Annotated in this window: 20 protein-coding genes; 2 read left to right on the forward strand and 18 right to left on the reverse strand. The window is 72.4% G+C overall.

Annotation, left to right across the window (positions count from 1 at the left end; genetic code table 11):
* Positions 1–8: 8 nt before the first annotated feature.
* The 3 genes from A4V12_RS17610 to nsdA all read right to left on the reverse strand — a co-directional run bounded on the left by A4V12_RS17610 (position 9) and on the right by nsdA (position 3,491).
* The gene (locus A4V12_RS17610) at positions 9–347 is read right to left on the reverse strand and encodes a P-II family nitrogen regulator (protein WP_064070309.1); all 339 of its coding nucleotides are present in this window, start codon (positions 345–347) and stop codon (positions 9–11) included.
* On the reverse strand, positions 344–1,705 hold the full coding sequence (locus tag A4V12_RS17615) for an ammonium transporter (protein ID WP_064070310.1): 1,362 nt from the start codon (positions 1,703–1,705) through the stop codon (positions 344–346). The genes A4V12_RS17610 and A4V12_RS17615 overlap by 4 nt, the downstream gene beginning before the upstream one ends.
* A 313-nt stretch (positions 1,706–2,018) precedes the next feature.
* The gene (gene nsdA, locus A4V12_RS17620) at positions 2,019–3,491 is read right to left on the reverse strand and encodes a transcriptional repressor NsdA (RefSeq protein ID WP_064070311.1); all 1,473 of its coding nucleotides are present in this window, start codon (positions 3,489–3,491) and stop codon (positions 2,019–2,021) included.
* Positions 3,492–3,921: 430 nt separating this feature from the next.
* On the opposite strand from nsdA, the gene A4V12_RS17625 reads away from it, so the two are divergent.
* Positions 3,922–4,572 carry a bifunctional DNA primase/polymerase gene (locus A4V12_RS17625; RefSeq protein WP_064070312.1) on the forward strand — a complete coding sequence of 217 codons (651 nt, stop codon included), beginning with the start codon at positions 3,922–3,924 and terminating at the stop codon, positions 4,570–4,572.
* Between the two features lie 91 nt (positions 4,573–4,663).
* Here A4V12_RS17625 and ftsY read toward each other — a convergent pair whose 3' ends face one another.
* The 5 genes from ftsY to A4V12_RS17655 form a co-directional block, all read right to left on the reverse strand.
* Positions 4,664–5,890, reverse strand: coding sequence for a signal recognition particle-docking protein FtsY (gene ftsY, locus A4V12_RS17630; RefSeq protein ID WP_064070313.1), 1,227 nt, complete (start codon positions 5,888–5,890; stop codon positions 4,664–4,666).
* Between the two features lie 322 nt (positions 5,891–6,212).
* The gene (locus A4V12_RS17640) at positions 6,213–7,631 is read right to left on the reverse strand and encodes a sugar porter family MFS transporter (protein ID WP_064070315.1); all 1,419 of its coding nucleotides are present in this window, start codon (positions 7,629–7,631) and stop codon (positions 6,213–6,215) included.
* Between the two features lie 218 nt (positions 7,632–7,849).
* The gene (locus A4V12_RS17645; protein WP_064070316.1) at positions 7,850–11,518 is read right to left on the reverse strand and encodes an AAA family ATPase; all 3,669 of its coding nucleotides are present in this window, start codon (positions 11,516–11,518) and stop codon (positions 7,850–7,852) included.
* A 219-nt stretch (positions 11,519–11,737) separates the two neighbouring features.
* Entirely contained in the window at positions 11,738–11,947 is a 210-nt protein-coding gene (locus A4V12_RS17650) for a hypothetical protein (RefSeq protein WP_064070317.1), read from the reverse strand.
* Positions 11,948–12,380: 433 nt separating this feature from the next.
* Positions 12,381–12,662: an acylphosphatase gene (locus A4V12_RS17655; RefSeq protein ID WP_064070318.1), complete on the reverse strand. Its 282-nt coding sequence runs from the start codon at positions 12,660–12,662 to the stop codon at positions 12,381–12,383.
* Between the two features lie 164 nt (positions 12,663–12,826).
* On the opposite strand from A4V12_RS17655, the gene A4V12_RS17660 reads away from it, so the two are divergent.
* Entirely contained in the window at positions 12,827–13,690 is an 864-nt protein-coding gene (locus A4V12_RS17660; protein WP_064070319.1) for a CAP domain-containing protein, read from the forward strand.
* 129 nt (positions 13,691–13,819) lie between these two features.
* On the opposite strand, the gene A4V12_RS17665 is transcribed toward A4V12_RS17660, so the two are convergent.
* From A4V12_RS17665 to A4V12_RS17710, 10 genes are all read right to left on the reverse strand, one after another.
* Complete coding sequence (locus A4V12_RS17665) at positions 13,820–13,999, reverse strand: hypothetical protein (protein WP_064070320.1); 180 nt, start codon at positions 13,997–13,999, stop codon at positions 13,820–13,822.
* 256 nt (positions 14,000–14,255) lie between these two features.
* Positions 14,256–15,173 carry a bifunctional DNA-formamidopyrimidine glycosylase/DNA-(apurinic or apyrimidinic site) lyase gene (gene mutM / locus A4V12_RS17670; protein ID WP_064070321.1) on the reverse strand — a complete coding sequence of 306 codons (918 nt, stop codon included), beginning with the start codon at positions 15,171–15,173 and terminating at the stop codon, positions 14,256–14,258.
* Positions 15,174–15,251: 78 nt separating this feature from the next.
* Complete coding sequence (gene rnc / locus A4V12_RS17675) at positions 15,252–16,166, reverse strand: ribonuclease III (RefSeq protein ID WP_234372212.1); 915 nt, start codon at positions 16,164–16,166, stop codon at positions 15,252–15,254.
* Positions 16,167–16,174: 8 nt separating this feature from the next.
* Complete coding sequence (gene rpmF / locus A4V12_RS17680; RefSeq protein WP_015036448.1) at positions 16,175–16,348, reverse strand: 50S ribosomal protein L32; 174 nt, start codon at positions 16,346–16,348, stop codon at positions 16,175–16,177.
* A gap of 2 nt (positions 16,349–16,350) precedes the next feature.
* The gene (locus A4V12_RS17685) at positions 16,351–16,956 is read right to left on the reverse strand and encodes a YceD family protein (protein ID WP_064070322.1); all 606 of its coding nucleotides are present in this window, start codon (positions 16,954–16,956) and stop codon (positions 16,351–16,353) included.
* A 167-nt stretch (positions 16,957–17,123) separates the two neighbouring features.
* Positions 17,124–18,221, reverse strand: coding sequence for an ATP synthase F0 subunit B (locus A4V12_RS17690; RefSeq protein WP_064070323.1), 1,098 nt, complete (start codon positions 18,219–18,221; stop codon positions 17,124–17,126).
* A gap of 101 nt (positions 18,222–18,322) precedes the next feature.
* The gene (coaD, locus tag A4V12_RS17695) at positions 18,323–18,802 is read right to left on the reverse strand and encodes a pantetheine-phosphate adenylyltransferase (RefSeq protein WP_199831311.1); all 480 of its coding nucleotides are present in this window, start codon (positions 18,800–18,802) and stop codon (positions 18,323–18,325) included.
* Positions 18,803–18,828: 26 nt separating this feature from the next.
* Positions 18,829–19,413, reverse strand: coding sequence for a 16S rRNA (guanine(966)-N(2))-methyltransferase RsmD (gene rsmD / locus A4V12_RS17700; RefSeq protein WP_064070325.1), 585 nt, complete (start codon positions 19,411–19,413; stop codon positions 18,829–18,831).
* Positions 19,414–19,482: 69 nt separating this feature from the next.
* Positions 19,483–21,669, reverse strand: coding sequence for an ATP-dependent DNA helicase RecG (recG, locus tag A4V12_RS17705; RefSeq protein WP_064070326.1), 2,187 nt, complete (start codon positions 21,667–21,669; stop codon positions 19,483–19,485).
* Positions 21,670–21,751: 82 nt separating this feature from the next.
* On the reverse strand, positions 21,752–23,392 hold the full coding sequence (locus A4V12_RS17710) for a DAK2 domain-containing protein (protein ID WP_234372213.1): 1,641 nt from the start codon (positions 23,390–23,392) through the stop codon (positions 21,752–21,754).
* Between the last annotated feature and the right edge of the window lie 121 nt (positions 23,393–23,513).

Below are 23,513 nucleotides of genomic sequence, written 5' to 3' on the forward strand. Positions count from 1 at the left end.
TGGGCTCCTTACAGTGCGTCGGGTCCGCGCTCGCCGGTGCGGACGCGTACGGCGGTCTCGACGGGGACGCTCCACACCTTCCCGTCACCGATCTTGCCGGTCCGGGCCGCCTTCACCACCACGTCGATGAGCTGTTCGGCGTCACCGTCCTCGACCAGCACCTCGATGCGGATCTTCGGGACGAGGTCGACGGTGTACTCGGCGCCCCGGTAGACCTCGGTGTGGCCGCGCTGCCGTCCGTAGCCGCTGGCCTCGGTGACGGTCAGGCCCTGGACCCCGAAGGCCTGGAGGGCCTCCTTGATCTCGTCGAGCCGGTGCGGCTTGACGACCGCGGTGATGAGCTTCATGCGTCCACCTTCTTGTTCTGCTGCTGGCCTGCTGCCACAGTCTCCGTCCCCGCCGGCACCGCCTTGCGCGACCCGGCACCGCCGCCGGCGCCGCTGAAGTCGTACGCCGTCTCGGCGTGCTCGACCTGGTCGATGCCCCGGACCTCGTCGTCCTCGCTGACCCGCATGCCCATCACCTTGTCGATGACGAAGGCGAGCAGGGCGGAGACGACCAGGGAGTAGGCGAGGACCGCGAAGACACCGGTGGCCTGCTTGCCGAGCTGCTCCAGGCCGCCGCCGTAGAAGAGGCCCTTGGCGTCGGACTGGACACCGCCGGTGGCGAAGAAGCCGACCAGCAGGGAGCCGACCACACCGCCGACCAGGTGGACGCCGATGACGTCCAGGGAGTCGTCGTAGCCGAACTTGTACTTCAGGCCGACGGCCATGGCGCACAGCAGACCGGCGATGGCGCCGATGGCGATCGCGCCGAGCGGGGAGCAGGAGCCGCCGGCCGGGGTGATGGCGACCAGGCCCGCGACGGCGCCGGACGCGGCACCGAGGGTGGTGAAGGCGCCGTGGCGGATCTTCTCGTAGGCGAGCCAGGCGAGCATGGCGGCGGCGGTGGCGACCTGGGTGTTGACGAACATCACCGCGCCGACGCCGTCGTCGTTGCCGAGCCACGAGCCGGCGTTGAAGCCGAACCAGCCGAACCAGAGCAGGCCCGCGCCGAGCATGACCAGCGGGAGGCTGTGCGGGCGCATCGGGTCCTTCTTGAAGCCGACGCGCTTGCCGATGACCAGGATCACGCCCAGGGCGGCCGCACCGGCGTTGATGTGGACGGCGGTGCCGCCGGCGAAGTCGATGACGCCCATCTCGAAGAGCCAGCCGCCGGAGCCCCACACCCAGTGGGCGACGGGGAAGTAGACGACGGTGACCCACAGGGCGATGAACAGCGCCCAGGCGGTGAACTTCACGCGGTCGGCGAGGGCGCCGCTGATCAGGGCGGGCGTGATGATCGCGAACATCAGCTGGAAGACGGCGAAGACGTACACCGGGATGGTGTAGCCGTCCCACAGTTCGGTGATCCCGATACCGCTGAGGCCGACGTAGTCGGACGACCATCCGACGACGGAGCCCGAGTCGGTGCCGAAGGCGATGCTGAAGCCGTAGAGCACCCAGAGGATCGTGACGATCCCGAGGCTGATGAAGCTCATCATCAGCATGTTGAGGGTGGACTTGACGCGGACCATGCCTCCGTAGAAGAAGGCGAGGGCCGGTGTCATCAGCATCACCAGGGCGGAACAGATGAGCATGAACCCGGTGTTGGCGGCAGACAGCGTGGGTGTGTCTGCGGCAAGGGTCGTGATGCCTGGGGGCATCGGCGTCTCCTCGTCTCGGTACGGCCTGTGCGGGGCTGAGCCGGGCTTGCGCGGCTTGAGGGGTGGCCGGTTATGAGCCAGAGATTCGCGCAGCGCGGTTTCGGTCGATGCCGCACGATGTTTCGCCGCAGTGACGAAGAGGGCCCGTGTGTTACGTCACCATGAACCGCCGGGTCACGGGAATGTAACGGCGCCGTCGGTCGCGCACGAGAAGGGACCGGCCGCGACGGTCACCCTGTTGACCTGGCAATGGGGGAGCCGAGTCGGGCTGTACGGGGTGACTGTCGCGGCCGGAGTCTGGTGTCGTGGCCGGTCAGACCGCTTCGGCGGTCTCGGGAAGCTGGGCGGTGAGGATGTCGGTGAGCCGGACGACCTCGGGGACGTCGCCGAAGTCGCGGGCCGCGGTGTCGACGGTCTTGCGCAGCCGGGTGTTCACCCGCTCGGAGCGGATCCTCCGGGCGACGCCGAGGGCGGACTCGGCCAGCTTGGTGGCCTCCTCGGGCTCCCGCTTGAGCAGGTGCACGGTGGCCATGCCGACCAGGTTGAGCGCGTACGAACGCTGGTGGTCCGCGTCGTCGGAGAACAGCTCCACGGCCCGCCGCATCACGGGTTCGGCGAGCGAGGCGTAGGTGGGGCTGCGGCCGGCCACGTAGGCGAGGTCGCGATAGGAGTGGGCGTTCTCCCCGTTCAGCTCGGCCTCGGAGAAGAAGCCGATCCAGTCGGGCTCGGGCTCGCCGTCGAGGCCCACGTCGGCGAAGGTGTCCTCGGCCATGCGCACGGCGCGCTTGCACTTGCTGGGCTGGCCCATGTTCGCGTACGCCCGGGCCTCCATCGCATACAGCATGGCCTGCGTGCGCGCGGTCGCGCAGTCGCGGCTGCCGTACTGGGCGAGGTGGATCAGCTCCAGGGCGTCGTCGGGCCGGCCGAGGTGGATCATCTGGCGGCTCATGGAGGAGAGGATGTACGAGCCCAGCGGCTTGTCGCCGGCCTCCTTGGCGGCGTGCAGGGCCAGTACGAAGTACTTCTGCGCGGTGGGCTGGAGGCCCACGTCGTAACTCATCCAGCCGGCCAGCTCGGCCAGTTCCGCGGCGCACTTGAACAGGCGTTTCGCGGTCGCGGCCGGCTGGGGCTCCTGGAGCAGGTCGGTGACCTCGTGAAGTTGGCCGACAACCGCCTTGCGGCGCAGCCCGCCGCCGCACTGGGCGTCCCACTGGCGGAACATCACGGTGGTGGACTCCAGGAGGTCCAGCTCCGCGCGGGAGAGGCGGGTGGAGCGGCGCACGGCGGCCGGTTCCGCGCGGCCCGGCTCGGCGGCCGGGGTGGGGACGAGCCAGCGCTGCATCGGCTCGATGAGCGCGGGTCCGGCGGCCAGGGCGAGCGACGTGCCGAGGAACCCGCGCCTGGCCAGCATCAGGTCGCTGCGGGAGAAGTCGCTGAGCAGGGAGACGGTCTGGGGGCCCGCCCAGGGGAGGTCCACCCCGGACACCGAGGGTGACTGGTGCGCGGTGCGCAGGCCGAGGTCCTCGACGGCGACGACACTGCCGAAGCGCTCGGAGAACAGCTCGGAGAGGATCCTCGGGATGGGCTCGCGCGGCTGCTCGCCGTCGAGCCAGCGCCGTACGCGCGAGGTGTCGGTGCTGACGTGGTGCGCGCCCATCTGGCGCGCCCGTCGGTTCACCTGACGCGCGAGCTCGCCCTTCGACCAGCCGCTGCGCACGAACCAGGAGCTCAGCTGCTCGTTCGGGCGCTTCCCGGCATTCGTACCGTCTGCGCCACTGCCGCCCACAGGAAGGCCCCCATCCGCCGAATCGCTCTTGCCCGAACCCGTATCAGCATGCCGTCGTCCACGGCCGCCCGTCCGGAGGTTGCCCCCTTCGAACGAGGAACCGGGTTGCCTCCGGCATACCCGTCTACGAAGGCACTACCCCCGGGGTTCGTGCACCGAAAGTAATCCTACGATCACCCGTCCGGCGAGCCCGTCGCCGTAAACGCCACCATTCGCCACCCCTTCGAATGAACTCCCCCGCGGCCAGGCGCGATTCACTTGACACTACGACGATCGGGAGTCGGCGGACCGGAGCGCGACCAGGCGTGCGCGACGGGACGCACCACCCGGCGCACCACCACGCGCCACCCATCGGAGCAGCGGTGGCGACGGAGCGTCACCGGCACACTCCGGGTCGTAACCACCGGCGAGTTCCACCGTTGGAGGGGACATGGGCTTCACGATCGGCGGCACCCGCATCCTGTCCGGTTCGCGGCGGCGCGGCGCCCGCGCCACGGAGTGCACCGTGGTGGCGGAGTACACCGGCCTGTGGGGCTGGGACGTGGTCCCCGGCGCCCGGGCCGCGTCCGGCCGCTGCTCCTGCGGCGACCCGGCGTGCCCGGCACCGGGCGCGCACCCGCTGGACTTCGCCGGCGAGGTGCCGGCGGGCTCGACGCTCGACGCGGTCGCCGGCGTGTGGTCGCAGTTCCCGGGGGCGGCCCTGCTGCTCCCGGTGGGCCGCACCTTCGACGTGCTGGAGGTCGCGGAGACGGCCGGCCGGCGGGCGCTGGTCCGGCTGGAGCGGATGGGCATCCCGCTCGGCCCGGTGTGCGCCACCCCGACGGGCCGGGCGCAGTTCTTCGTGGCTCCCGGGGCGGCGGCCGAACTGCCGCAGCTGCTGTACCGGATGGGCTGGGACGACGCCGACCTGGACCTGCGGTGCCTGGGGCCGGGCGCCCACATCACCGCTCCCCCGTCGGACCACGCGGGCCTGGGGCCGTGCCGCTGGCTCCGCCCGCCGTCCCTGGACGCGGGCTCCCCGCCCCAGGCCCGGCTGCTGCTGGGCACGCTGGCGTACATCTGCCACCGGTCGGGGATGTGAGCCGGGCGGCCCGGACACGACACGACCGGGGCGGCCCCTCCACGCGGGAGGGGCCGCCCCGGTCGGTGTTCCGGTGCCGGACGCCGCGGGGTCAGTCCCCGATCAGGGCGTCGACGAAGGCCTCCGGCTCGAAGGGCGCCAGGTCGTCCGGGCCCTCCCCCAGACCGATCAGCTTCACCGGGACGCCCAGCTCGCGCTGGACCGCCACGACGATGCCGCCCTTGGCGGTGCCGTCCAGCTTGGTGAGCACGATGCCGGTGATGTCGACGACCTCGGCGAAGACCCGCGCCTGGACGAGACCGTTCTGGCCGGTCGTGGCGTCCAGGACGAGGAGGATCTCGTCCAGCGGGCCGTGCTTCTCCACGACCCGCTTGACCTTGCCCAGCTCGTCCATCAGACCGGTCTTGGTGTGCAGCCGGCCCGCCGTGTCGATGAGGACCACGTCGGCGCCCTCGGCGATACCTTCCTTCACCGCGTCGTAGGCGACCGACGCCGGGTCGCCCGCCTCCGGTCCGCGCACGGTACGGGCGCCGACCCGCTCGCCCCAGGTCTGGAGCTGGTCCGCGGCCGCCGCGCGGAAGGTGTCCGCCGCGCCGAGCACGACCGACTTGCCGTCGGCGACCAGCACGCGCGCCAGCTTGCCGGTGGTGGTGGTCTTGCCGGTGCCGTTGACGCCGACGACCATGACGATGCCCGGGGTGTCGAGGTCGCTCTCGGTGTGGACCGTGCGGTCCAGATCGGTGCCGACCAGGGTCAGCAGCTCCTCGCGCAGCAGGCCGCGCAGCTCCTCCGGGGTGCGGGTGCCGAGGACGCGCACCCGCTCGCGCAGCCGCTCCACCAGCTCCTGGGTCGGCATGACGCCGACGTCCGCGGTGAGGAGGGTCTCCTCGATCTCCTCCCAGGTGTCCTCGTCGAGGTGCTCCCGGGACAGCAGGGTCAGCAGCCCCTTGCCGAGGCTGTTCTGCGACCGGGCGAGCCGGGCGCGCAGCCGGACCAGCCGGCCGGCGGTCGGCTCCGGGATCTCGATCTCGGGTGCGGGCGGGGCCGCGACGAGCGGGTCCTCGACGGCGGCGGGGGCCTCCAGGGCCTCTTCGGCCGTCGGGAGGTCCACCTCCTCGATGGTGCGGCGCGGTTCGTCCCGCGGTGTCTCCGCCTCCTCGCCGACGTGCGGCTCGGTGGGCGGAGCAGTGATGGTCGGTGTGCTCGGCGGCGCCTGGGGCGGCGGCAGCTGCTTCTTCTTGCGGCTGCTGACCACGAGGCCGCTGATCGCGCCGACCGCGACCAGAGCGATGACTACAGCAAGGATGAGGATTTCCATAACCCGTCCAGTATCGGCCACGACCGCCCGGGCGAGCGGTCTCGGAGCGTGCACCGGGACCCGAGGCCCCTGTTCGGACCTCTTCGGGGCGCCGTGGAGAGCCGCGGTCCGGAGCCCGTTCCCGGCGCCGAGTGCATCGGTCACGTCCGGGAGCTGTTACCCAACTGGACCGCGGCGAACATCGGTGCGCTGCCGCTCACCGCGGATCGGCGCCCACGGCGTGTGTCGTCCCGCGGCGGCGCGGTGGGGGCGGACACGGAGCTGCCCCGGCTCACGCGCTGAGCCGGGGCAGTCCTCGTACAGAGGAGAGGGGCAGCGGGGATTAGCCCATCTCCTCCAACGCCTTGCCCTTGGTCTCCTTGACGTACCTGAGCACGAAGGGGATGGAGAGCACGGCGAAGACCGTGTAGATGATGTACGTCCCGGAGAGGTTCCAGTCCGCCAGGGACGGGAAACTCGCGGTGATGGCCCAGTTGGCGATCCACTGCGCGGAGGCGGCGACGCCGAGGGCGGCGGCGCGGATCCGGTTGGGGAACATCTCGCCGAGGAAGACCCAGACCACCACGCCCCAGGAGAGGGCGAAGAAGAGCACGAAGAGGTGGGCGGCGACCAGGGCGACGACACCCTGGGTCTCGGGGAGCTTGCCGTCGACGAGGTCGGCGGAGAAGGCCCAGGCCTCGAAGGCGAGGGCGATCGCCATACCGGCGGAGCCGACGAGGGCGAGCGGCCGGCGGCCGACCCGGTCCACCAGGATCATCGCGATCACGGTGCCGATGATGTTGATGATCGACGTGGTGAACGAGTAGAAGAACGAGCTCGACGGGTTGATGCCGACCGACTGCCAGAGCGTCGAGGAGTAGTAGAACGCGACGTTGATGCCGACGAGCTGCTGGAAGACGGACAGGCCGATGCCCACCCAGACGATCGGCAGGAAGCCGAAGCGGCTGCCGAGCAGGTCGCGGAAGGTCGACTTGTGCTCGCGGCGCATGGCGTTCTCGATCTCCACGACGCGCGCGTCCAGGTCGACGCCCTTGCCCTCGACCTCGGAGAGGACCTCCTTGGCCTTGTCCTTGCGGCCGACGGAGATGAGGAAGCGGGGGGACTCGGGGATCGCGAAGGAGAGCAGACCGTAGAGGACGGCCGGGATCACCATGACGCCGAGCATCCACTGCCAGGCCTCGAGGCCACCGATCTCGCCGCGCTGGTCGCCGTCGGCCATGTTGAGGATGGCCCAGTTCACCAGCTGGGAGACGGCGATGCCCACGACGATGGCGGCCTGCTGGAAGGAGCCGAGCCGGCCGCGGTAGGCGGCGGGCGCCACCTCGGCGATGTAGGCGGGGCCGATCACCGAGGCCATGCCGATGGCGAAGCCGCCGACGACGCGCCACATGGCGAGGTCCCAGAGGGCGAACGGCAGCGCGGAGCCGACGGCGCTGACGGTGAAGAGGACGGCGGCGATCTGCATGCAGCGGATGCGGCCGATACGGTCGGCGATGCGGCCGGCGGTCGCGGCACCGATGGCGCAGCCGATCAGCGCGATGGCGATCACCTGGGCGAGCGTGCCGGAGCCGATGTCGTACCGGTCGCGGATGGCCTCGACGGCGCCGTTGATGACGGAGCTGTCGTAGCCGAAGAGGAATCCGCCCATCGCGGCGGCGGCCGTGATGAAGATGACATGGCCGAGGTGGTCGGGATGGGCCTCTCGGGCCCCCGACGCCGGCGGCTTCGCTGTGCTGGTCACGTGAACTCCTGGTACCCGGCGCCGTCGCCGGGCATGGGGGGCGAGCCCTTCCAGTGGCGCACAACTTCACGCCGCCCACCACTTGAAGGTAAAAGCAACGTTGCAGAGACTATGCCTTCAAGTTTCGAAGTCAAGAGTCTTCCGTCTGTGAATCTGAGCGCACGGCGTGTCGACTTGCGTTCAGGTATTGAAGCGATTGGGCTTCAGGGCAGCCCTGCTCAGCGGAGGCGCTGACTGATGACCTTGGAGACGCCGTCACCCTGCATGGACACGCCGTAGAGCGCGTCGGCGACCTCCATCGTCCGCTTCTGGTGCGTGATCACGATCAGCTGGGAACTCTCCTGGAGCTCCTGCATGATCCGGATCAGCCGCTGGAGGTTGGTGTCGTCCAGCGCGGCCTCGACCTCGTCCATCACGTAGAACGGGCTCGGCCGTGCCTTGAAGATCGACACCAGCATGGCGACGGCCGTCAGCGACCGCTCCCCGCCGGACAGCAGCGAGAGCCGCTTGACCTTCTTGCCCGGCGGACGGGCCTCGACGTCCACACCCGTGGTGAGCATGTTGTCGGGGTCGGTCAGGACGAGCCGCCCCTCGCCACCCGGGAAGAGCCGGGAGAAGACTCCCTCGAACTCCCGGGCCGTGTCGCGGTACGCCTCCGTGAAGACCTGCTCGACGCGTTCGTCCACCTCCTTCACCACCTGAAGCAGGTCGGCCCGCGTCTTCTTCAGGTCCTCGAGCTGCTCGGAGAGGAACTGGTGGCGCTCCTCCAGCGCCGCGAACTCCTCCAGCGCCAGCGGATTCACCTTCCCGAGCTGTTGGTACGCCCGTTCGGCCGACTTCAGGCGTTTCTCCTGTTCGGCGCGGACGAAACGTCTCGGCTGGTTGCGCGGGTGCTCCGGGTCCTCCGGCAGCTCCTCGCCCTCGGCGGGCAGCGACGGCGGGACCGGCTGCTCGGGCCCGTACTCCGCCACCAGGACCGCCGGCTCCACGCCCAGCTCCTCCAGCGCCCGGGTCTCCAGCTGCTCGATGCGCAGCCGCTTCTCGGCGCCCAGCACCTCGCCCCGGTGGACGGAGTCGGTCAGCTTGTCCAGTTCGGCCTTCAGCTCCCTGCCCCGGGCGCGGGCCTCCGCCAGGTCGTGCTCGCGGGCCGCCTTCGCGGTCTCGGCGGCGGTCCGCTCGGCATCCGCCCGCACCAGGGACACCTCGACGTGCGCCAGGAGCTGCCGGGCGCCGGAGGCCACGGCAGCGGCGACCTCCGCCTCCCGGCGCAGCCGGGCGCGGCGCTGCTCGGCACGCGCGCGTGCCTCCCGCTCGGCCCGGGCGGCCCGGTCGAGGCCGTCGGCGCGGCCGGCGAGTCCCTTGACCCGCTCCTCGTGGGTACGGACCTGGAGGCGGGCCTCCATCTCGGTCTGCCGCGCGTTGGCGCCGTCGGCCGCGAGCCGGTCCCGCACCGAGGTGTCGGGCTCCTCGTCGCCCCCGTCCCCGGAGGAGGCCGCCTCCTCGGCGACGGCGAGCCGCTCGGCCAGCTCCTCGGCCTCCTCGGTGGCCCGCTCCAGCGCCTCCTGGGCACGCGCGGCGGCCGCCGCGGTCCGCTCCGCCTCGCCCGTGGCGCCGCGCGCCTGTCCGGCGAGCCGCCCGAGCGCCTGCGCGACGGACGACTTCTCCCGGTCGGCCGCCCGGCGGCGGTCGGCCAGCTCCTCGACGCGCGCGGCCGCGGCACGGCGCCGCTCGGTGGCCTCCGTCTGCGCGGCGGCCAGCTCCTCGCACCGCACGGCCAGCCCGGCCAGCTCGGCCGCGGCCTCGTCGACCGACGCCTGCACCTCCAGGAGGCTGGGCGCCCCGGCGGACCCGCCCTGGGCGAAGTACGCCCCGAGGACGTCGCCCTCGGCGGTGACGGCGACCAGCCCGGGCCGGGCGTACACCAGGTCCTCGGCGTCCTCCAGGGTCGGGACGACCACGACGTCGCGCAGCAGCCGGCGTACGGCGGGCATCAGTTCCGCGGGCCCGCGCACCAGGTCGGCCGCGTACGTACGGCCCTCCTCCCGTACGCCGTGCCCCTGCCCGGCCGGGACCGGTGACCCGCCCGCCGGCGCGTCCGGCGCCCGGCCCGCCGACCGGTCCGCCGGGCCCTCCGATCCTTCCGGGAGCCGGTCCGGGAGCCCGTCCGGCGCCCCGCCCAGCAGCAGGGCCGCCCGCCCCGCGTCCTGCTTGCGCAGGCGCCGGATCGCCTCGGCGGCCGACGCCGGGTCCCGCACCGCGACCGCGTCGGCGGCGGCGCCGAGCGCGGCGGCGACCGGCACCTCGTACCCGGGCGTCACCGCGAGCAGTTCGGCGGCGGGGCCCAGCAGGCCGGCGAGGCGGTCGGCGGCGCCGAGCAGCGCGCCGGTCCCGTCCTTGCGGCGCAGCCCCATGGCCAGCGCCTCGTGGCGCGCGGCCACGGCGGCCCGCCTCCGCTCCGCCGCGGTGGCCTCGTCGCGGGCGGCGGACAGGGCGGCCTCGGCACCGGCCAGTTCCCGCTTGGCCTCCTCGTGCAGCTCGGCGAGCTCCGCGTCGCCGGCGTCCAGCCCGTCGACCTCCGCCTTGAGCGCCTCGTACTCCTCCTGTGCGGCGACCGCCCGTTCCCGGGCCTCGTCGCGGGCGGCGGCGAGCCGGTCGATCTCGGCGCGGGCGGCGGCGGCGCGGGAGCGGGCGGCGCCCACCTGTCCGCTCAGCCGGGCCAGCCCCTCGCGCCGGTCGGCGATCGCCCGCGCCACGTCCTTCAGACGGCGCTCCTCCAGCGCCAGGTCCCGCTCCAGCTCGGCGCGGTGGGCGACCGTGTCCTCCAGCGCCCGCTGGGCGGCCTCCAGCGCGGCCTCCAGCTCCGCCTCCTGCTCGCGGATGCGGGCCGCCTCGCGCTCGAGGTCCTCCGGGTCGCGGCCGCGCCGCTCCTCCACCGGCGGGGCGGTGGCGCTCTTCACCCGCGCGTCGGCCAGCGAGACGGTGCCGCGCACCCGCTCGGCCAGCTGCGACAGCTCGTACCAGGTCTGCTGGGCGCGCTGGAGCCGGGGCGCGAGGCGCCGCACCTCGTCCTCCAGCTCCGCCTCCCGCCCGAGCGCCGCCTTGAGGTCGGCCTCGGCCCGCTCCTTGCGCTCCTTGAGCGCGGCCTCGTCGGCGATCTCGGTCCTCAGAGCCTCCTGGAGGCGTACGAGGTCGTCGGCGAGCAGCCGCAGCCGGGCGTCGCGCAGGTCGGCCTGGATGACGGCGGCCCGCCGCGCCACCGCGGCCTGCCGCCCGAGCGGCTTGAGCTGGCGGCGCAGCTCCTGGTTGAGGTCCTGGACGCGGGCGAGGTTGGCCTGCATCGCGTCGAGCTTCCGCAGCGCCTTCTCCTTGCGCTTGCGGTGCTTGAGGACGCCGGCGGCCTCCTCGATGAACGCCCGGCGTCCCATCGGGTCGGCGTGGAGCACGGAGTCGAGCTGGCCCTGTCCGACGATGACGTGCATCTCGCGGCCGATGCCGGAGTCGCTGAGGAGGTCCTGGATGTCCAGGAGCCGGCAGGTGTCGCCGTTGATCTGGTACTCGCTGCTGCCGCCCCGGAACATGATCCGCGTGATGGTGACTTCGGCGTAGTCGATCGGGAGGGCGCCGTCGGAGTTGTCGATCGTGAGGGAGACCTCGGCGCGGCCGAGCGGGGGCCGCCCGGTCGTCCCGGCGAAGATGACGTCCTCCATCTTGCCGCCGCGCAGCGACTTGGCCCCCTGTTCACCCATGACCCATGAGAGCGCGTCCACCACATTGGACTTGCCCGACCCGTTCGGTCCCACCACGCACGTGATTCCCGGTTCGAACCGGAGGGTGGTGGCGGAGGCGAACGACTTGAAACCACGCAGGGTAAGGGCCTTGAGGTGCACGCCCCCGGACTCTACCTGCCGCTTCTCGTTTGACCCATGAATGCGCAGGGCAGATCAGTCGGTAAGGATCAGCGGGGTTCGGACGAACACCGGATGACGGTGAGGGGACGGAAAAGAAAGAAGGGACGCCGAAGCGTCCCTTGCATATCTCGCGAGAGTGTTTCTCACCCTGCCCGATACCGGAGGTGCTGGCACGGGCCTTGCCGACGGGGGCTGGGATCAGGTGAGCGCAGGCTCCGCCTTGGGTACGTCGATGTCGATGCCGTCGAGCAGCTCGCTGTGAGCGGCGGCCGCGTTCAGCGCGTCGTTCTCGGACTGAATCCGTACGAGCTCGGACTCGAGGTCCTGGACGCGCTGCTGCAGCCGTCGCATCTCGGCGAGAAGTCGCGGGTCGGAACCGCCGACATAACCGAGAAGCGCCTTTGCCATGACTTTTGGTCCTCCACACTGAGTGACCGACCGAAGCGGTTGGGTCGTGAGGGATTTCGCACCCGCGGTGTCCGGCGGTGCTTGGTGCCGCTGCGGTTCTCACCGCCAAACAGCCAAGGTGCGCGGGGCTTCCAGAGTCTCACCAAAAAGTTTGACGGTCAACACGATCACGCCCCGCATCAAGGGACGACCGGGGGCGCGCGGCCGCGAACCGGGCGGCGGGGCCTCTCACAGCGGTGTCCAGGGGCGTTCGGGACGACCATCCGGACCCTCGCGGAGCCTTTGGATCATCCGTATGCGCGCAGCCTGGCACGCCGAGCGATTCTTGGCAACCACCAGGTCGTTCCTGCCCCGCGCAGGTGCCCGCGGCAGCTTCGCAGGGGGCCGGGCGGCGGGCGCGGGCCGGCGCGGGCGGGGCGATCGGGCGGGATCATCAGCGGATCGCGAAGCCGTCGTAACCGCCGCGCGGGGCACCCCATATCTCCGTGACTCCGTCGACGCGTCCGGGTGTGTCGCCGGAGTGGAGCCACTCCAGCAACCGGTGGCAATTCTCACTCGGACCCTCGGCCACGACCTGCACCCTGCCGTCCTCCAGATTGAGGGCGAAGCCGGTGAGGTCTCCGATCTCCAGAGCATTCGCCCTGGTGAACCAGCGGAAGCCCACTCCCTGTACTCGGCCGCGTACCCAGGCGGTGAGCCGTGCGTCGTCGTTCATGGCTGCACGCTAACCGGCCAATTGCACTCGCGGCACTTCTCCCCCACGCGTCATGGCGTACAGTCCCGACGAAATGAGCCTCACCCGTTCGGGCGAGTGACCGAATGAAGCGGACGTACCGGCCGGCCACAGCGGCCGGGCGTCGGAGCAGGAAGGCACAGGAGATGGGACGCCACCGGAAGAAGCGGGCCGTGGTGCCCGTACGCACCGGGCTGCTCGGCGCTTCCGCCGCCATGGCGGTGGGCGCCGTCGCCGTGACCTCCGGTCTGCTGCCCGGTGGCGACACCTTCACCATCGGCGGCAGCGGCTCGGGCGAGCGCGTGCGTGCGGGGGGTGCCCCCGAGCTGACCACGCAGGGCGGCGCCAGTGCCACGCCCGAACGGCCCTCCACCGCCGCGAGCCGGAGCGCCGAGCGGACCCAGATCCCGTCCACGGCCCCGACGCCCTCGTCGACGCCGTCCAAGCCGTCGTCCCCGGCCCCGCCGAAGCGGACGAAGACCGCGGCTCCCCAGAAGACCGCCGAGACCACGGCCCCCGCGCGCACGGCGACACCGAAGCCCGCGCCCGAGCGGACCGTCGAGCGGCCCCGGGTCCCCTCCGTACCGTCGGCCGTCCCGTCCTCGCCCGCTGCCGCCGCCGACACCGGCCGGGAGGCGGCGGCCGAGGCCGCGGTGCTCACCCTGGTCAACGCGGAGCGCGCCAAGGTCGGCTGCAGCCCGGTGCAGGCCTCCCGCGGCCTGTCGGCACTGGCCGGGGCGTACAGCCGGGACATGGCCGAGCGCGGCTTCTTCTCGCACACCGACCCCGACGGTGCGTCGCCGTGGGACCGCGCCGCCAAGGCGGGCGTGGAAGGCCTCGCGGCGGAGAACATCGCCCGCGGCCAGGCGGACGCCCAGGCCGTGATGGAGTCCTGGATGAACAGCGACGGCCACCGCGCCAACATCCTCAACTGCGACTACACGCGGCTCGGCGTCGGAGTGCACTTCGCCGAGGGCGGCCCCTACTGGACCCAGAACTTCGGCTTCTGAGACAAGCGGGTCGGAGCAGCCACCGGTGCGCCGGATCTGCTCCTGCCACCGGTCGAGTCCCGGAGCGCGGGGGACTCCCATCCCGCCTGCCATCGACCCAGGCGGAGCCGAGCAGTCGGGCGCCCAACCCTAATCGGCTTTTTTCTCGCGCTCCCGGCGCTTCCACGCTCTCCGGATGAGCAAGCAGGTCGCAATGGCGATCAGGGTCATCCCCATGAGGATCAAGAATGCCCCGATGACGATCAGGACCGTCCCGATAAGGATCAAGATCGTCCCGATGATGAGAAGGAAGATCGCGAGGACGATCACGGTTGCCTCCTGTCCCCCCTCCCGGCTCTGGCTCCGTCACGTATCCCATGCAACCACTTCCGGATGAAACCGCGCGGTGTACCGCCCGGCGATGCCCGTCCGTTGAGGTCCGGCCTGTCGGACCAGGTCCTAGCACCGGGAAGTCAGTGACCGTCGAGCGCCTTCCCGGGCCTTCACGGGGCCGTGAAAGGGTGCTCGGCGGCGACCGACGCCGACAACCGTTGACGGCTCAGCCGCAGGGGCGCCGGGGTCCCGGCTACGGCGCGGTGCGGGGCGGGACGGTGCGCGTGGGGGTCCTGCGCGTGGGGGCGGTGGCCGGCGCGGTGCGCGGCGGGCGCTGGCAGCGCGGGCAGAAGTAGCTGGACCGGTTCATCCAGGGGCGGCGGCGCATCGGCGTGCCGCAGCGCCGGCACGGCTCGCCCTCGCGGCCGTACGCGTCCAGGGAGCGGTCGAAGTACCCGGACTCGCCGTTGACGTTGACGTACAGGCTGTCGAAGCTGGTGCCGCCGACCGCGAGCGCGGCCGTCATGACGTCCCGTACGTGGCCGAGCAGCTCGGCCGAGCGGGGGCGGGTGAGCGTCGCGGTGGGGCGGTCGTAGTGCAGGCGGGCGCGCCACAGCGCCTCGTCCGCGTAGATGTTGCCGACGCCGCTGATGAGCGACTGGTCGAGCAGGGCCCGCTTCACGGTGGTGCGGCGCAGGCGCAGCGCCGTGTGGAAGGCGGCCTCGTCGAAAGCGGGGTCCAGGGGGTCCCGGGCGATGTGCGCGATGGGCAGGGGCAGCCCGTCGGGGGTGTTCTCGTGCAGGGAGAGCCCGCCGAAGGTGCGCTGGTCGACGAAGCGCAGCTCGGTGCCGAGCCCGTCGTCGAAGCGGATGCGGATCCGCAGGTGCCGTTCGTCCGCCGCGTCCTGCGGCTGTACGAGCAGCTGCCCGCTCATGCCCAGGTGCCCGAGGACGGACGCCTCGGTGTCCTCCAGCGGCAGCCACAGATACTTCCCGCGCCGCCGCGCGACGCCGAAGCGGTGGCCCCGCAGCCGGCCGGCGAAGTCGTCGCCGCCCGCGAGGTGGCGCCGTACGGCACGCGGGTGGAGGACCTGGACGTCGGAGACGGTCCGGCCGCTGACCCAGCGCTCCAGGCCGCGCCGGACGACTTCGACCTCGGGCAGCTCGGGCACGGCGCTCCTTCGCGTTCGGGCGGGGTCATGGGGAAACCCCGCCGCACGGGTGTGTGCGGCGGGGCAGGAACGAACAGCTCAGGCCGTGGCCTGCGGCGCTTCGGAGACCGAAGAGGTGTCGGCGGCCTCTCCGGTGCCAGTGCCGGTGCCGGTGCCGGTTCCGTCACCGTCGGGCGTGCCCGCGACGGGCTCGGCGCCGACGACCACGCCGGCTTCGGCCGCGGCCTTCGCCGCCGCCTCCCGCTCGTCGGCGGCGGCCCGGATGGCGCGCCAGGCGGACTCCGCCGCCTGCTGCTCCGCTTCCTTCTTGCTGCGGCCGGTGCCGGTGCCGTACGAGACACCACCGACGCGGGCAGCAGCAGTGAAGGTCTTCTCGTGGTCCGGTCCGGTCTCGGTGACCAGGTACTCCGGAACGCCGAGGCCCTCGGCCGCGGTCAGCTCCTGGAGACTGGTCTTCCAGTCCAGGCCGGCGCCGAGGTTCGAGGACTTCTCGATCAGCGGGTCGAAGAGCCGGTGCACCAGCTCGGACGCCGCTTCGAGGCCCTGGTCGAGATAGACCGCGCCGATCACCGCTTCGAGGGTGTCGGCGAGGATGGAAGCCTTGTCCCGGCCCCCGGTGCCTTCCTCGCCCCGGCCCAGCCGGATGAAGGAGCCCAGGTCGAGGCCGCGGCCGACCTCCGCCAGCGCACGCGAGTTGACCACCGCGGCCCGCAGTTTGGCCAGTTGGCCTTCCGGCAGGTCGGGGTGGGTGCGGTACAGCGTGTCCGTGACCACCAGGCCGAGCACGGAGTCCCCGAGGAACTCCAGGCGCTCGTTGGTGGGCAGGCCGCCGTTCTCGTACGCGTACGAACGGTGGGTCAGCGCACGCACCAGAAGGGCGGACTCGAGGTGGTACCCGAGCCGCCCTTCCAACAGCGTGTGGGACGAGGCCGTGTTCTCCGCCTGCTTCTTGGCGTCATCCGCCGTTTTGTGGCTAGACACGGTGCCTCTCACCAGCCCGCTCAGACCGAGAGGACCTGGCGCTTGTTGTACGTGCCGCAGCTGGGGCACGCGATGTGCTGCAGCTTCGGCTCCTGGCAACGCTCGCACGAAACCAGGGTGGGGACCGCAGCCTTCCACTGCGACCGGCGGTGGCGCGTGTTGCTGCGCGACATCTTCCGCTTCGGAACAGCCACGGCTACTTCTCCTGCTTCTCGTCGACGCCCGCTTCGGCGCCGCTCATGTTGTCCTTCTCGCCGGTCCCGAGTGAATCGGCGAGTCCCTGCAGTGCCGCCCAACGGATGTCGACGGCGTCATGGTGGTGGTCCGGGTTCTCGTTCAGGTTGGCGCCGCACTCGGCGCACAACCCGGCACAGTCCTCCCGGCACACCGGCTGCATCGGCAGTGCGAGCACCACCGCATCACGCAGCACGGGCTCGAGGTCGAACATGCCGTCCTCGAGGGGGGTGATGTCCTCGTCGTCCTCGGCATCGTCGTCCGCGGCCGCCGTACGGTGGCCCCGGTCGTCGGTGTCGGGGTACGAGAACATCTCCTGGAAGTCCGCCGCGACATCCTGGCGCAGCGGCTCCAGACACCTTACGCACTCCCCCTCGGCCGACGCACGGGCGGTGCCTGTGACAAGCACCCCTTCCATGACCGACTCCAGGCGGAGGGTGAGCTCGACGGGCGAGCCCTGGGGTACGCCGATGACTCCGTCGATGCCGAGGTCCGCGGGGGCCTCGACCGTGCGGGAGATCCGCTGGAGGGCACCGGGACGCCGGCCCAGCTCGTGCGTGTCGAACACGAGGGGGTTGCGGTGGTCGAGGCGCGTACTCAGGGTTCTTCCTGCTTTCGGATCGTCTGGGGGGCGGCCCGGCGTCGGAGCCGACGCGGGCACGCGGGATCGCGGACGTACTCGCGACCGAAGAGCCAGGATACTGGACGCTTCGCTCACAGCCCAATCCGGGCCGGTCAGTGGCCCTGGCCGTGGTTCTGGCCGTGGCCCTGCTCGTACTGCCGGAGCTGGTCCAGGTCGATCATGCTGGTGTCGAAGAAGCTGGTCTCGTCGAGCGCGGCCGCCTGCTGGGGCTGCGCCGGCTGCGCCTGCGCCTCGTAGGGCGCGGGGTAGGCCGCGGGGGCGGCGCCGGCGTGCGCCTCGGGGTAGGGCTGCTGGGCGTAGCCCTGGCCCTGGTCGTAGCCCTGGTAGGCGTACGGGTCGGGCTGGTAGGCGTACGCGTCCTGGGGCTGCTGGTAGGCGTACGGGTCGGGCTGCTGGGGCGGGAGGTGCGCGGCGGCGGGCTGCACGGGCTCCTGGGCGGCCCGCCGGCCCGGGTCGGGGTCGGCCAGCTCGGCGAGGCCCGCCAGGTAGTCGGCGTCGCTGGTGTGCCGGCGGCCGTCGGCGGCGGCGTCCTGGGCTGCCATGTGGGCGCCGAGGTCGTCGGTGGCGATCCGTCCGTGCAGCTTCTGCCGGCCGCGGCCGACCGCCTCCAGGGTCTTGGTGAGCACCGCCTCGAAGGCGCTGATCTTGGCGTCGACGTACTCGTCGGCCCGCCGGATCAGGGTCTGGGGGTCGGCGCTGTACTCGGGGGCGTCCTCGTCGGCGTACCCCTGGTCGTCGACGCCGGGGCCCCGGCCGAGGAGCTTCTCGCGGCCGCGGTCGACGGAGCCGATGGTCTTGGTGAGGACGACCTCGAAGTTGGCGAGCTTGGAGTCGACGTAGTCGTCGGCCTCCGCGCGGATCTCCTCGGCCTCGCGGCGGGCCTCGGTGAGGATGCGGTCGGCCTCCTCCTGGGAGCGGCGGGCGACCTGGGTGTCGGAGATCAGCGAGCCGCGCTCGGCGTGGGCGGCCTCGATGATCCGCTCGGCCTCCTGGCGGGCCTGCTCGACGAGCTGCTCGCGGCCGCCGATCAGCTCCTGGGCCTGGGCCAGCGAGCCCGGCAGGGCCTGGCGCAGCTCGTCGAGCATCGCGAGCAGCTCGGCGCGGTTGACCACGCAGGAGGCCGACATGGGCATGGAACGGGCGCTCGCGACCGTCTCGACGATCTCGTCGAGCTTCTTCTGCACGTCCACCGTGTGTGCTCGCCACTCTCTACAGCCGGATTGGAGACGGACGGGACGACTGTAAGGCCAGTGGGCGGCGCCCCGACAGCGGGTGACGGGCCGTCAGGTCCTCACTTCTCGCCCAGGCGCTGCACGAGGGCTTCGTGGACCACGGGCGGGAGCAGGTGGGAGACGTCGCCGCCCCAGGCGGCGACCTCCTTGACCAGGGAGGACGACAGGAAGCTGTAGGTGGGGTTCGTCGGCACGAAGAGGGTCTCCACGCCCGACAGCCCGTTGTTCATCTGGGCCATCTGCAGTTCGTAGTCGAAGTCGCTGACGGCCCGCAGCCCCTTGACGATGGCGGGGATGTCGCGCTCCTTGCAGAAGTCGACGAGCAGGCCGTGGTGGGACTCCACCTTCACGTTGCCGTAGTCGACCGTGACCTGGCGGATGAGCTCCATCCGCTCCTCGACGGTGAACAGGCCCTTCTTGGACTGGTTGACCATCACCGCGACGTGGACCACGTCGTACAGCTTGGAGGCGCGGGCGATGATGTCGAGGTGCCCGTTGGTGATGGGGTCGAACGACCCCGGACAGACTGCGCGGCGCAACTGGATTCCCTCGCTCTCCGGACCGGTCATCGTGCGTCTTCGCACGTAGAGGCGGCGCGACCGTACCAAAACGTTCCCTCGCCGTAGCGACGGGCCCGCAGTGGTGCGAATCCCTCCGGCCAGCGGAACTCTCCGCCCCTGGTGCTGCGCTCCACGGTGACGAGCGCGTCCCCGGCGAGCCAGCCTTTGGTGCGGAGTGTGAGGAGTATCTCGCCAAGATCGTCGTCGGAGACGGCGTACGGCGGGTCGAGGAAGACGACGTCGTACGGGGCGGTGGGCGCCGCCCCGGTCACGATCTGCTCGGCCTTGCCGGCGCGGACCTCGGCACCCGGCAGGCCGAGCGCCCGGACGTTCTCGCGGACCGTGCGGGCGGCGCGCTGGTCGGCCTCGACGAGCAGGGCGTGGGACGCGCCCCGGGAGAGCGCCTCCAGGCCGACGGCGCCGGAACCGGCGTACAGGTCGGCGATCCGGATGCCGTCGAGCGTGCCGAGGAGCGCCTCCCAGGTGGAGAACAGCCCCTCACGCGCCCGGTCGGAGGTGGGGCGGGTGCCGTTGCCCGGCGGCACGGCCAGGCGGCGTCCGCCGGCCGCACCGGCGATCACGCGGGTCATCTGAGGTCCTTAGCCGTCCTGTGGATGCTGGTGACTCCACGATATGGGCTCCCGGCGGATGCGCACGGCTCAGCCCTTCTCCAGGTACTGCTCGCGCTCCTTGTCGAGCAGGGCGTCCAGGGCGGTGCGCAGCTCGGGGAGGTGTTCCAGCCCGGGGTCGGCGGCGACGACGGCCACCGCCTCCTCGCGGGCGGCGGCGATGACCTCCTCGTCGTCGATGACGGCGAGCATGCGGAGGCTGGAGCGCACGCCGGACTGGGCCTGGCCGAGGACATCGCCCTCGCGGCGCTGTTCGAGGTCGATGCGGGAGAGCTCGAAGCCGTCGAGGGTCGAGGCGACGGCGGCGAGGCGCTGCCGGGCGGGGCTCGCCTCGGGCATCTCGGTGACCAGCAGGCACAGCCCGGGGGCGGAGCCGCGGCCGACGCGGCCGCGCAGCTGGTGCAGCTGGGAGACGCCGAACCGGTCCGCGTCCATGATCACCATCGCGGTGGCGTTGGGGACGTTCACACCGACCTCGATGACGGTGGTGGCGACCAGGACGTCGGCGTCGCCCGCGGCGAAGCGGCGCATCACGGCGTCCTTGTCGTCGGGGGCCATCCTGCCGTGCAGGACCTCGACGCGCAGGCCCGCGAGCGGGCCCCTGGCGAGCTGGTCGGCCACCTCCAGGACGGCCAGCGGGGGCCGCTTCTCGGCGTCGTCCTCCTTGGCCTTCCTCTTGTCGTCCTCCTCGTCGCCGATGCGGGGGCAGACGACGTAGGCCTGGTGGCCGTTCTCCACCTCCTCGCGGACGCGCTCCCAGGCGCGGGCCAGGAAGTGCGGCTTGTCGGCGGCCGGGACGACGTGGGTGGCGATCGGCGAGCGGCCGGCGGGCAGCTGGTCGAGGACGGAGGTCTCCAGGTCGCCGAAGACCGTCATCGCGACCGTGCGCGGGATGGGGGTGGCGGTCATGACCAGCAGGTGCGGGGGCTGCTTGCCCTTCCCCCGCAGGGCGTCGCGCTGCTCGACCCCGAACCGGTGCTGCTCGTCCACGACCACCAGACCCAGGTCGTGGAACCGGACCTTGTCCTCGATCAGCGCGTGCGTGCCGATGACGATGCCCGCCTCGCCGGTCACCAGGTCCAGCAGCGCCTGCCGCCGCGCCGCCGCGCCCATGGAGCCGGTGAGGAGCACGACCTTGGTGGCCCGGTCGGCACCGCCGAGCATGCCCCCCTCGGCCAGCTCGCCCATCATCTCGGTGATGGAGCGGTGGTGCTGCTGGGCGAGGACCTCGGTGGGGGCGAGCATCGCGGCCTGCCCGCCCGCGTCGACGACGGCGAGCATCGCCCGCAGCGCCACCATGGTCTTTCCGCTGCCGACCTCGCCCTGGAGGAGGCGGTGCATCGGGTGCTCGGTGGCCAGGTCGTCGAAGATCTCCTTGGACACCTTCTCCTGCCCCTCGGTGAGGGTGAACGGCAGCTTGGCGTCGAAGGCGTCCAGCAGACCGCCCGGCACCGGCCTGCGGGGCGTGGCGGGCAGCTGGGTGTCGGCGAACCGCCGCCGGGCCAGGGCGACCTGGAGGACGAACGCCTCGTCCCACTTGAGCCGGTCCCGGGCCTCGGCGACGTCGGCCTTGGTGCGCGGGCGGTGGATCTTGCGCAGGGCGTCCGGCAGGCCGGTCAGGCCGCGGCCCTCGCGCAGCGCCGGCGGCAACGGGTCGGCGGCGTCCGCCGCGGCGGGCAGCACCGCGTCGACCGCCTTGGCGATCTTCCAGGACTCCAGCTTGGTGGTGGCGGGGTAGATCGGGATGAGCGCCCCGGCCCAGCTGTCCACGGCCGTCCCGCCGTCCTCTCCGCGCAGCAGCTCGTACGCGGGGTGGGCGAGCTGCGTCTTGCGGTTGAAGACGGAGACCTTGCCGGCGAACATCGCGCGCGTGCCGGGCAGGAGCTCCTTGTGGGGCTTGTGGACGCCCTTGCCGAAGAAGACCAGTTGCAGCCGGCCGCTGCCGTCGGTGATGGTCACCTCCAGGCGCTGGCCGCGCCCCTTGGCGCCGTTGAACGTCAGCACGCGCGCGTCGGCGACCCGTGCCACCACGGTGACGTGCTCGTCCAGCGGCAGGTCGGCGAGGGTGGTGAGCTCACCGCGCTCCGCGTACCGCCGGGGGTAGTGGTGCAGCAGGTCGCCGACGGTGTGCAGGTCGAGGTGCTCGGCCATCACCTTGGCGGTGGCGGCGCCGAGCTGCTTCTTCAGTGGTACGTCGAGAGCTGACACGCATCCCATTGCACACCACGGCACTGACAGGAGCGCCCACCCCTGCCCAGCGCGCCCGTGTCCGGCCGGGAGCCCGGCCGGGCGGGTGCGGTCACTCGACGCCGATCAGCAGCAGCGGCGCCTGGGGGCCGCCGGGGTAGGTGACCGTGTCGACGGCGAGGTGGGTCCCGCGCACATGGGCCTCCAGGCGGGCCGCCAGGTCCTCGGGGGCGTCCTCGGCGAGGACCAGCGTGACCAGTTCGCCGCCCGCCGAGAGCATCCGGTTCAGCACCGTCACCGCCGTGGCCCGCACGTCCTGGCCGATCACGGCGACGTCCCCGTCGATCAGGCCGAGGACGTCACCGGCCTGGCAGACGCCCGCCGAGGTGAACGACTGGCGCTCGGCGACGGCCAGTTCGCCGTAGCGGGTGGCGCCCGCCGCCGCGGTCATGGCGACGACGTCCTCGTCGAAGCGGCGTTCCGGTTCGTGCACGGCGAGGGCGGCGATGCCCTGGACGGCGGCGCGCGTGGGGACGAGGGCCACCCGGATGCCCTCCGCCCGGACCTGCTCGGCCGCGGCCGCCGCGGTGTGGCGCAGCGCGGCGTCGTTCGGCAGGAGGACGACCTCCCGCGCACCGGCGCGCCGGATGGCGTCGACCAGCTCCCCGCTGGCCGGCGGCTCGCCGGGGCGGGCCAGCACCGTCGTCGCGCCCGCCTCGGCGCACAGGCGGGCGAGCCCCTCGCCGGGCAGGACGGCCACCACCGCGCGCCCCGCGCGGTCCCCGGGCGCCTGTGTGCCGGACGCGCCGGCCCCGCCGGCCGCACCGTGCCCGCCGGCCGCGCCGGACGTGCCGAAGTGGGTGATCCGGATGCGGTGGGGGCGCCCGGCCTCGATGCCCGCCTCGACCGCCGCACCGGCGTCGTCCACGTGCACGTGGACGTTCCACAGTCCGTCGCCGCCCACCACGACCAGTGAGTCGCCGAGCGCGTCGAGCCGTTCGCGGAGCCGGGTCACGGCCGCGCGGTCGGCCTCCAGCAGGTAGATGACCTCGTAAGCGGGACCGGCCGCCGAACAGGGCTCCATGACGGGCGCGGCGCCGCGGGGCGCCCGCCGGTCCCGCACGGGTGCCTGTCCCGACACGGCCTCCACCAGCGCGCCCAGCACCGCGACGAGCCCGCGCCCGCCCGCGTCGACCACACCGGCCCGCTCCAGGACGGCGAGCTGGGCGGGCGTGGCCTCCAGGGCGGTGCGGGCCCCCGCGTACGCGGCACGGGCGACGGCCGCGACGTCACGGGAGCCCTCCGCCGCGGCGGAGGCGGCCGCGGCGGCGACGGTCAGGATCGTGCCCTCGACGGGGTGGGCCACCGCCTCCCGCGCGGAGACCGAGGCGCGTCCCAGGGCCCTGGCGAGGTGGTCTCCGTCACGCCCCTCGGCGAGCACCTCGCTCATGCCGCGCAGGAGCTGGGACAGGATGGTGCCGGAGTTGCCCCGGGCGCCGATGAGGGCGCCGTGCGCCATGGCCCGTACGGTGTCGGCGAAGTCGGGGACGGTGATCGCGGCGAAGACGGCCTCCACCGCCTGGGAGGCGGACTCGACCGTCAGGTAGAGGTTGGTGCCGGTGTCCCCGTCCGCGACCGGGTAGACGTTGATCGAGTCGATCTCCTCGCGCTCCCGGCCGAGCGCCTCCAGGGCCAGTGAGCACCAGCTACGGACCACTGCGGAATCGAGCGCCTGCGGCAGGGTCTGCGGCACCTGGTGTCCTCCTCGAGCAGCGCTGGCTGCACGGCAGCGTAGACCCCGGGCCGGTCGGGGGCCCCGGGCGGGGGCCGGGCGAACCGTGGTAGTTTCGTTGCACCGGAGCAGTCGTTGTATG

This window comes from Streptomyces noursei (assembly GCF_001646665.1).
In the GTDB taxonomy this organism is placed as follows: domain Bacteria; phylum Actinomycetota; class Actinomycetes; order Streptomycetales; family Streptomycetaceae; genus Streptomyces; species Streptomyces lavendulocolor.

What these genes read in the sequence shown, in the direction of transcription:
- A4V12_RS17660 (WP_064070319.1), top strand. Translation starts at nt 12,827, where the DNA reads ATGGGACGCCACCGGAAGAAGCGGGCCGTGGTGCCCGTACGCACCGGG.
- A4V12_RS17610 (WP_064070309.1), bottom strand. Translation starts at nt 347, where the DNA reads ATGAAGCTCATCACCGCGGTCGTCAAGCCGCACCGGCTCGACGAGATC.
- A4V12_RS17655 (WP_064070318.1), bottom strand. Translation starts at nt 12,662, where the DNA reads ATGAACGACGACGCACGGCTCACCGCCTGGGTACGCGGCCGAGTACAG.
- rsmD (WP_064070325.1), bottom strand. Translation starts at nt 19,413, where the DNA reads ATGACCCGCGTGATCGCCGGTGCGGCCGGCGGACGCCGCCTGGCCGTG.
- A4V12_RS17625 (WP_064070312.1), top strand. Translation starts at nt 3,922, where the DNA reads ATGGGCTTCACGATCGGCGGCACCCGCATCCTGTCCGGTTCGCGGCGG.
- A4V12_RS17650 (WP_064070317.1), bottom strand. Translation starts at nt 11,947, where the DNA reads ATGGCAAAGGCGCTTCTCGGTTATGTCGGCGGTTCCGACCCGCGACTT.
- A4V12_RS17615 (WP_064070310.1), bottom strand. Translation starts at nt 1,705, where the DNA reads ATGCCCCCAGGCATCACGACCCTTGCCGCAGACACACCCACGCTGTCT.
- recG (WP_064070326.1), bottom strand. Translation starts at nt 21,669, where the DNA reads ATGGGATGCGTGTCAGCTCTCGACGTACCACTGAAGAAGCAGCTCGGC.
- ftsY (WP_064070313.1), bottom strand. Translation starts at nt 5,890, where the DNA reads ATGGAAATCCTCATCCTTGCTGTAGTCATCGCTCTGGTCGCGGTCGGC.